Source organism: Mucilaginibacter sp. (assembly GCF_036383575.1).
In the GTDB taxonomy this organism is placed as follows: Bacteria; Bacteroidota; Bacteroidia; order Sphingobacteriales; family Sphingobacteriaceae; genus Mucilaginibacter.
The window spans coordinates 1-8,241 of the sequence record NZ_DASVOB010000445.1 but is presented as its reverse complement, the minus strand read 5'-3'; the positions used below and the strand labels follow the sequence as shown (position 1 = coordinate 8,241).

Below are 8,241 nucleotides of genomic sequence, written 5' to 3'. Positions count from 1 at the left end.
CATTCCTGTTTATTGGCCTGGATGCCTTTTGCCTGCCATACTTTGATCTTTTTATATTGAGTTTCGGCCTCTTCGGCAGTCCATGGCTGACCGGGACCGGGCACGTCAAAAAAATCGCCGCTGGTTGCCGTTGCCGAAAGTAAACGACCAGGATATAGCGCCAAAAAGTCTGTAACTATAAATCCACCTAACGATAGCCCTACAATATGCGCTTTTGCTATATGCAGTTGATCCATTAAAGCTTTCAAATCATCGGCATGCAGGGCTTTCTGATTTTCAGAAGGCATCGATGACCAGCCGTATCCCCTCAGATCATAACGGATCACCCTGTATTTTTTAGCCAGCAAAAAAAACTGCGGGTCCCATTCCGTACGGTCAAATGAATGGCCGTGGATCAGGATAAGGGGCTCGCCTTTTCCTGTTTCTTCATAATAGAGTTTAGCACCATCATGTGTTGCGATATAACCGTGTTTTATATTGCTCATGCTCGCCTGGGCAAGCACATCCCTTACCAACACCGGCAGTACCGGGCTACCCAAAAACGAATTGAAACCGTTTTTCATTTCGGCTACACGGGCAAGCAGGAAGCCGTAAACGTTATGCTTTTTATCGACCCAGGGATAGGCCCCGGCCCAGCTCGGGCTGCTGATCAGTGTGGCGTTACCTTTGGCATCAACCTCTTCACGCCATTCGCCAAGACCGTAAACATCCTTTCGTTCACTGGCCCGGGTGTTTTCAACGTAAGGATCGGTCATTTTAGCATTTCCAACCTGGTCGGCCTGCATCTCTTGTATGGCTTTTGCCGACAGGATGCGTTTGCCCTTATATACCCCGTTATGGATGATCATGTTCAGGAAACGAGCATAGTCTTCCAGTGACGATCTCGCTCCGCCACCCAACATAGGGTTTTGACCACCAACATTACTTACGGGCGTAAAATGAGTTAATTGCATGCCTAAGGGGTTGGCTATCTTTTCCTGGAAGATCGATTCCCAGTCTTTACCCGTAGCCAATTCAGCCATACGACCGGCTACCTGCATTGCAAGACCGCCGTATTTAAATTTAGTACCGGGAGCAGTATCAGCGGGCAAATCGACGATGTGAGCTACCGACTCTTTCAGCGTTTGATAGTTATCGGGGTGGGTGCCTTCCGGCTGATAATCAGGATAACCGGCAGTATGCGAAAACAGTTGCCTTAAAGTGGCCTCTCCTTTTTGATCTTTAAATTCAGGCAGCCACTTTTTTACCTGATCGTCCCATGATAATTTGCCATCGTCAACTACGGCAGCTATAGTAGCAGCAGCAAGCCATTTGCCTGCCGATGCTATATAGGCTACTGTTTCAGGGGTATAGTTTCCAAAATATTCTTGGTGAATAACCTCATCATCCTTAACAATAAGTACAGATGCTCCTTTGTAGTAACCGCTGTCAACCCAGCCGCCGATCTTCCTGTCCAGGTAAGAAAAATCATACACAACAGTTTTTTTTGCAGGTATCTGCGCAGCTGTAATCCCGGCTACAGTTGCCAGTATAAAGGTTGATATGATTACCAGGACGCTTTTCATTAGTGCTTAACTTTATAAAATTTGGCACCGAATAAAAAGATCACCGCGTAACAGATAACAGGCAGGTAATAAGCATGCGCTACACTATGATTGGCTATCTGTCCCATAACCATTGGGAATACCGCCCCGCCTACTACACCCATCGCTATAAAAGAGGAAGCCTGCTGTGTATGGTTACCCAGGTTTTTGATCCCCAAACTAAAGATAGTAGGGAACATAATGCTAAAGAAGAAATTGATCATCAGCAAAGCGATGTATGATGTCCAGCCTAAACTTTGCGCAACTACCAGGCACATTAAAATACTGCCGCAGGCAAATACGGCCAGCAATTTATTGGGGGCAATAACGGTCATGAGTGAGGTGCCTACAATACGGCCAAGCAACATCATACCCATAAATAAACTCATAAAATAAGCGGCTTTTTCATCACTGAAATGCATTACACTTGCGCCATAATTTATAAAATAAGCCCAGGTACCTGCTTGTGCAGCTACATTAAAGAATTGAGCAACACAAGCCCATACAAAGTGACTATGCTGGAATAGCTTTTTTGAAGGGGCTACATCTACATTAATGGCTTCCGGATCATCAGCTACAGTGGTTGCATGAGGGTCTGTTAAAGCCGGTATCTTCAAAAACGCAAATACAACAGCTATCAATATCACTACAATGCCAATGGCTACATATAAAGTTTTAACCGAGGTAAGATCTGTTGATTTCACAGTGTCTCCGCTCAACAGGAAAAAGCCGCCAATGGTAGGCCCAATGATGGTACCCACTGCATTAAACGTTTGCGCAAAGTTTAACCGCAGGTCGCTTTTACGCTGGTCGCCAAGCGCTGCGGCAAACGGATGTGCCACCGTTTCGAGTGTTGCCATGCCACAGCCTACGATAAAAAGTGCTATCCTGAAAAAGGCGAAGGAGGCGGCGTTGGCTGCCGGCACAAATAAAAATAAACCTCCGGCAAATAAAAGTAAACCTAATATCACACCAGACTTGTAGCCGTATTTTTTCATGAACAAACCTGCCGGGATACTCATAATAAAATAAGCGCCAAAAACTGAAAATTGTATCAGGCCGGATTGGAATATGGATAGGTTGAGCACGTTTTGAAAATGCTTATTCAGCACATCGCTCATAGAATGCAGCAAGCCCCACATCAGGAACAGCGAAGTAACAAATACGAAGGTTACGATAAATCTTTTCTCGGTAAAAGCTGGTTTATTGGTCATATAGTTTATTGAAATTGATTATCCGGTTGATTGGCGTTAAGTAAAATATTCAGTTCAGATCTGCTTTCGAAACCTGCCGCGGCACCCATCAGGGCCGCATCTTCTCCTAACAAAGCCAATTTTATTTTTAAACTTTCAGCCCCCGCTGTTAACTGGTTGCTGAGCCCGTTCAGGAACAGGCCGGATGCCTTTGCAATATTTCCGCCAATAACTACTACATCAGGTTTTTCGGCCAGGACTATATCCTTAAGGAAGAATGATAGACTAACCGTAAACTCATCAAATATGCCCCGCACTACAGCGCTGTGTTTGGATGTTAACGTTAACCCGCTCACACCCGTAGCAGAAAGGCCTGTTATTTCACGGTATCGCCTTAAGAACCATCTGGTAGAGAAATAATCATCGGCTATGCTATCCTTATAAAGTTCACTCCCTAAGTTCAAATCCTTCGCTATACCATCAAAACTCAGGGCAGATCCAAACCCGGTACCCAGTGTGATCCCAAGTGCTTTCTGGTACCCTGTACCTGCACCTGCCACAATTTCACCTTGTAAAAATGCCTCGGCATCGTTACGGAAAAGAATATCCGCGGCATCAATCCTAAGCACCTCCGACAGGTATAACTTAATATTTAAACCATAAATGGCCTCATATTTATGCAGGTCTTTGATCAATGAGATCCCCTTTTCATAATCAAACGGACCCGGCATTGCCAGGGCAACCTGCTGAACCGGAGAGCCGAATTTTTCATAAGCTTGTGTCAATGCCGCCGACCAGCTTTTAAGTATTTCAGTTGCCGTTCCCTGAGAATTTACGTTTACCCGGGTACGGGTACCTTCAATGATCATCTTGTTTTCCAGGTCAATGACAGCAGCTGTAATATGCGTACCGCCGATGTCTGCACTGATCACAAAATTATTTTTATCCGTTTTATTCATGAGTATATAGATAGACTATGGTAAGCAGTTTATTAATTATCTTTCCGGGGTAAGGTAAATTGCCTGCCCGCCCGATGGCAGCAACACAAGTTTTAATACTGTTTCATTACTTACAGTTTTACTGCTCACCTTAACATGGGTAGCCGTATTCACCGACGGGTCATCGCTGTAAATTGTCGCTTTATATTTTTTACTGGGTTCTAAAAAACTCAGATCAAGCTTAACTTCACGTGCATCATTGTTGGTTATGGTACCCACAAACCAGTCTTTTCCGCTTCTGCGGGCTGTGGTGATGTATTGCCCCGGAGTTCCCTGTACTACTTTTGTTTCGTCCCAGGTGGTTGGGATCTTGTCCCAAAATTCCAATTCGGGCTCATTGTGCTCTGCCGAAGGCTTATCATACCAATACAGCGTTTGCAGCGGACTGTAATAAATAGCCGCTAATGCCAATTGATGGGCGTGGGTGGTTTTAATACGCTTATCAAAATAACAAATGGTATAATCGGCCGCCCCGGCAATGTACCGGGTAAAAGGCAATACGGTGTTGTGCGTGGCATCAGGCATTTCCTCGTTACCACGAACCCCTTCGGCCGACATCAGGTTTGGCCAGGTACGCTGCTCGCCCGTTGGGCGCCAGTCGTCATGAATATTTACCATGATGCGGGCATCTGCGGCCTGCTGAATTGCCTTTTCCACCCAGGTTGTCCAACGATGTGAACCCTGTTGTACAAAGCCGAACTTTACGCCTTTAACTCCCCATTTATAGTAAATGGCAAACAAGCTGTCGCTTTGCGCGTACAAGCCTTGCTGATTAACATATAGCCAAACGCCCACACCTTTATCATTTCCATATTTAATTATCCCAGGCAGGTCAAAATCAGGTATGGCAACTTTGGTGGCATCCGAGCTGAAGCTAAACGCCGGCCCGTACCATTTCCAATCAAACAGGATGTATTGCAGATTATGCTTTACTGCGAAATCTATATTTGTTTTAGCGTCGGCTGTTGTCTGTGCCATTACCCGCATGATCTTGCCGGGTTTTATCCAATCGGTATTAGCTATTCTCGACGGCTCGTTAAGATTAAGCATCATATAGTTATGCTCGATCAAATCACCCGGCTTTTCAGCTACCATGATTGCCCGCCATGGGGTGCCTACCGGTGAGATCAGCTGCGCCCCGCCAAACATTGAAGTTACTATGGTGGACGATTTATCGGCGCTCAGCTTAAATTTGGTGCGGGCATAGTCAATCAACTGTGCTTCTCCAAGTGCTGCAAACAGGCCGTTAGGCAGTTCAACTGTTAGTGGCCGTTCGCTTTCGCCGGGCCAATTTTTCAGGGGCAATTTATAATATGGCGCTTGTGCCCAGTTAGCAAACCAGGTTTGAGTGCCTTCAGGAAGGCTAAACTCAGTGTTTTCGGCAGTAATATTATAGTAAGTGCCTTTAGGATTTTCAGGAAAATAATACCTAAACGCTACCCCCTCGTTGTACACCCTTACCTGTACCTGCATTACATAAATGGGGTTATCATCTTTTACCAGCGTAATGTTCATTGCGTTATAATGATCCCTGATAACAGCCCGTTCTCCGGTAACAGGCATCCATGTGGTATCATACCGGGAGGAATCAACTCCGGTGATCAACAGATTTTCGCACCAATTTTTATGCTGATCGACCTTAAGCGCCATTGCTTTTTCTGAAAGGTCATTATCCAATTGGAGATCAAGTACTGACTCAAGGATTACCGGTTTGCCTTTATAATCTACACTATAGTACATTGCACGCTTCCCTGCATCAGCCTTTTGACTAAACTTGAATGTTATATTTTTATCCGGCGACTGAAGACTAAGGGTAGCATCTTTTAAACCCTGTCCCCGAACCATACTGATACAGCAGATTAGCAACAAGCAGATCATTATTATTTTTGCATTTTTTTTCATGTCAGATAGTATTATCCCCTTGAGTTTTTGCCCCGTTTTTCATCTATGATTTTTTTTACTAAAACGGTTTAACAGGTATAGGACAAATAATTTCACGTTTTATAATCATATCAAAAGCAATTAGCAGTAATAATTACAAAGAGAACTACAGATCAGTCCTTTATATGAGCATTAATAAATCTAAAGCCGGCCGGAAACCGGCTTCAGATTCATTTTTATTGTTACTGAAAGACCTTTAGCTTAATTAGTCGGAATGTCCGTCAAGTTTTTATACGAACGTACCCAGTCGACCTTAGCTTTTTCGCCGCTTGCGCAATCACCAAAATCAAGGTAAAGCCCGCCGGTTGTTGAAGTTGCAGGGAAGGTTGGGAAGCCATCATAAAAGCCTGATTTTGGTGCCCATTTAATAACATACACCTGCGTACCCAAAAGCGTCATATCTGTTTTGCTAACATATCTGTAGTCATGGTTTGTACCGCTTGTGCTCCAATAGGCCTGGATAGCCCAATCGTCGGTGCTCTTTTTAAGTTTGGGGATCTGGGTAACCTTAACGGCAAGATAAGGATAGGTTACAGGATCTAACAAGGCAGAGCCCTGCCATGCACGAACATAAGTACCGATAGAAGCAGACACTTCTAACTGGCCATTAGCTACGGCAACCTTTGAATTTTCGGCCCAGGGTACCCCACCCCATCCTTCCAGCGCATCAAACTCCCATCTTAACGCGCCAACCCCTACCGGTGTTAAACCGCCTGCTGATGGGTGATAAAACAATAAGCTGCCCCAGCCGGTACCGTCAGTAACTGTGCCGATAGTTTGTTTTTCAATGGCAGTATACTGCTCCAGCACGCGCTGGGTATTTGGCATAGCTGCACCAAGACGGTTATGAAATTGATTATAGGCCATATAAAATATAGGGCGGTAACTCCCCCTGCTATCAGTAGATATGGCCGGGTATACCCATTTTCCATATACATCGGGGAAAGCTGTATTGTAAGGTACATCCTGGCCCAGGTTATATTTGGCGTTATATTCAAAAGCTTTCATAATAACGGTATCCTTAGCTACCCACATATCCGGTTTGCCCTGGTTATAACCCATTTCGCATAGTTCTTCAAAATTACAAAGCCCTAACTGACTATAGCTCTGTGTCCTGCCGGATTCCTGGTTTTGCCCGCTCGGCAGAAAATAATGCTCAATTGTACCATCCCCGCTTCCGTGATAGAAATAATTGTAAGCAGCGTCAAACATAGACTGGTCGTCCAGAAATATACCAAAGGCCATTATCGCCTTAGCATTGGCACTGTCCCAGGTTCCGTTGGCCCCACCCGGAATTTCGATACCCTTGATTACAGGGTACCAGATGTTCCGGAACATATCTTTACATCTTTGCAGGTCTGCGGCTTGCCATCCCGAATAATCACGTACCAGTTCGGCGCCATTAGCCATGATGAAACCATTGAAACTTGCACATAGATAAACATCCGGCCCGGTACTGGTAATGCTCTTCAATGTAGTGGACCATGCATTAAGCATTTTCACCGCATTATCCGCATAAGCGTTGTTGCCGGTAAGTTTCCACATCAGGGCCTGAGAAAAGATAGCGTAAGAGTCATTTTCAATAATCGACTTGTAATTCATACCATCACGGGCAATAATTGTAGGATCACGGGTAATGAGTGTAGTTGGCCCTTGCATTTGATAATTCAAAGAAGCCCATGTTGAGGCTTTGAGGGCAATAAAAGTAGTGTTCCAGGGCTCGGAAGATGAGGCGATCTGCGTTTTGATATAATCTAACGACGATGCTGTGAGCAGCATTCCCGGATGTTTGAATGTCACAGCTCCGGCCGGGTTTGCTACGCCCTTACTGTTTTGTTCTACACCATGCAACGAAGGTGATTTTTTGCAAGACATTGTTACCAATATGGCACACAACGCCATTAACCATAAAGTAGGTTTCATAATTTGGTCTTTTTTAATATTTTATAGATCGGCTGATCTGATTGAGTTAATAATTACCTATCTGGGAATAATTACCAACCCGGATTTTGAGTAAGCTTATTATTTAACTTGATCTGGTCCTGAGGAAGTGGTAACAGGTAGTTTTTATCCTGCCAGGTCCTGGCGTTATCGATAATCAAAATGCCATTTGCATCCTGGGATATGGTACTTGCACCAGGCCAGATGGTGGCGAATTCGGTACCGCCCCATTTAATGCCCTGCACTGGCATCGGCATTTCCGTTTCAGCGGTTTTCCAACGTTTAAGGTCATCTATCCGGAAACCTTCGTTATACAATTCGATGGTTCGCTCCCTCCTGATCTCCGTTTGCATATTTAAACCATTGGCGGTTACAAAATCATTGGTAAGCAATGGCATCGCGCTGTTTACACGGTGCCTTACCTGGTTTAACGAAATATTTAAATCGGCATCCGAGATATTTCCGTTACGCTCGTAAGTAGCTTCAGCGTAGTTCAGCAATACCTCGGCATACCTTATCACAGGGTAATCATATGACTCGTAGGTATCGGCCACTTTTCTTTCTGATGCCCATTTCTGGTTTTGG

The 8,241-nt window shown here is 44.8% G+C and carries 6 protein-coding genes; all 6 read right to left on the bottom strand.

Translation table 11 applies throughout. The features are described from left to right. A partial coding sequence (locus VF500_RS15765) for an alpha/beta fold hydrolase (RefSeq protein ID WP_330860586.1) occupies window positions 1–1,565 on the bottom strand: 1,565 nt, incomplete at its 3' end. Next, on the bottom strand, window positions 1,565–2,797 hold the full coding sequence (gene fucP / locus VF500_RS15760; protein ID WP_330860585.1) for an L-fucose:H+ symporter permease: 1,233 nt from the start codon (window positions 2,795–2,797) through the stop codon (window positions 1,565–1,567). The genes fucP and VF500_RS15765, both read right to left, overlap by 1 nt. A 5-nt stretch (window positions 2,798–2,802) precedes the next feature. Next, the gene (locus VF500_RS15755; RefSeq protein ID WP_330860584.1) at window positions 2,803–3,735 is read right to left on the bottom strand and encodes an ROK family protein; all 933 of its coding nucleotides are present in this window, start codon (window positions 3,733–3,735) and stop codon (window positions 2,803–2,805) included. 36 nt (window positions 3,736–3,771) lie between these two features. Next, window positions 3,772–5,676, bottom strand: coding sequence for a glycoside hydrolase family 97 protein (locus tag VF500_RS15750; protein WP_330860583.1), 1,905 nt, complete (start codon window positions 5,674–5,676; stop codon window positions 3,772–3,774). Window positions 5,677–5,916: 240 nt separating this feature from the next. Beyond that, the gene (locus tag VF500_RS15745; RefSeq protein ID WP_330860582.1) at window positions 5,917–7,638 is read right to left on the bottom strand and encodes an alginate lyase family protein; all 1,722 of its coding nucleotides are present in this window, start codon (window positions 7,636–7,638) and stop codon (window positions 5,917–5,919) included. A gap of 71 nt (window positions 7,639–7,709) precedes the next feature. Further along, window positions 7,710–8,241: RagB/SusD family nutrient uptake outer membrane protein (locus VF500_RS15740; protein ID WP_330860581.1), on the bottom strand; the 532-nt coding region annotated here is incomplete at its 5' end.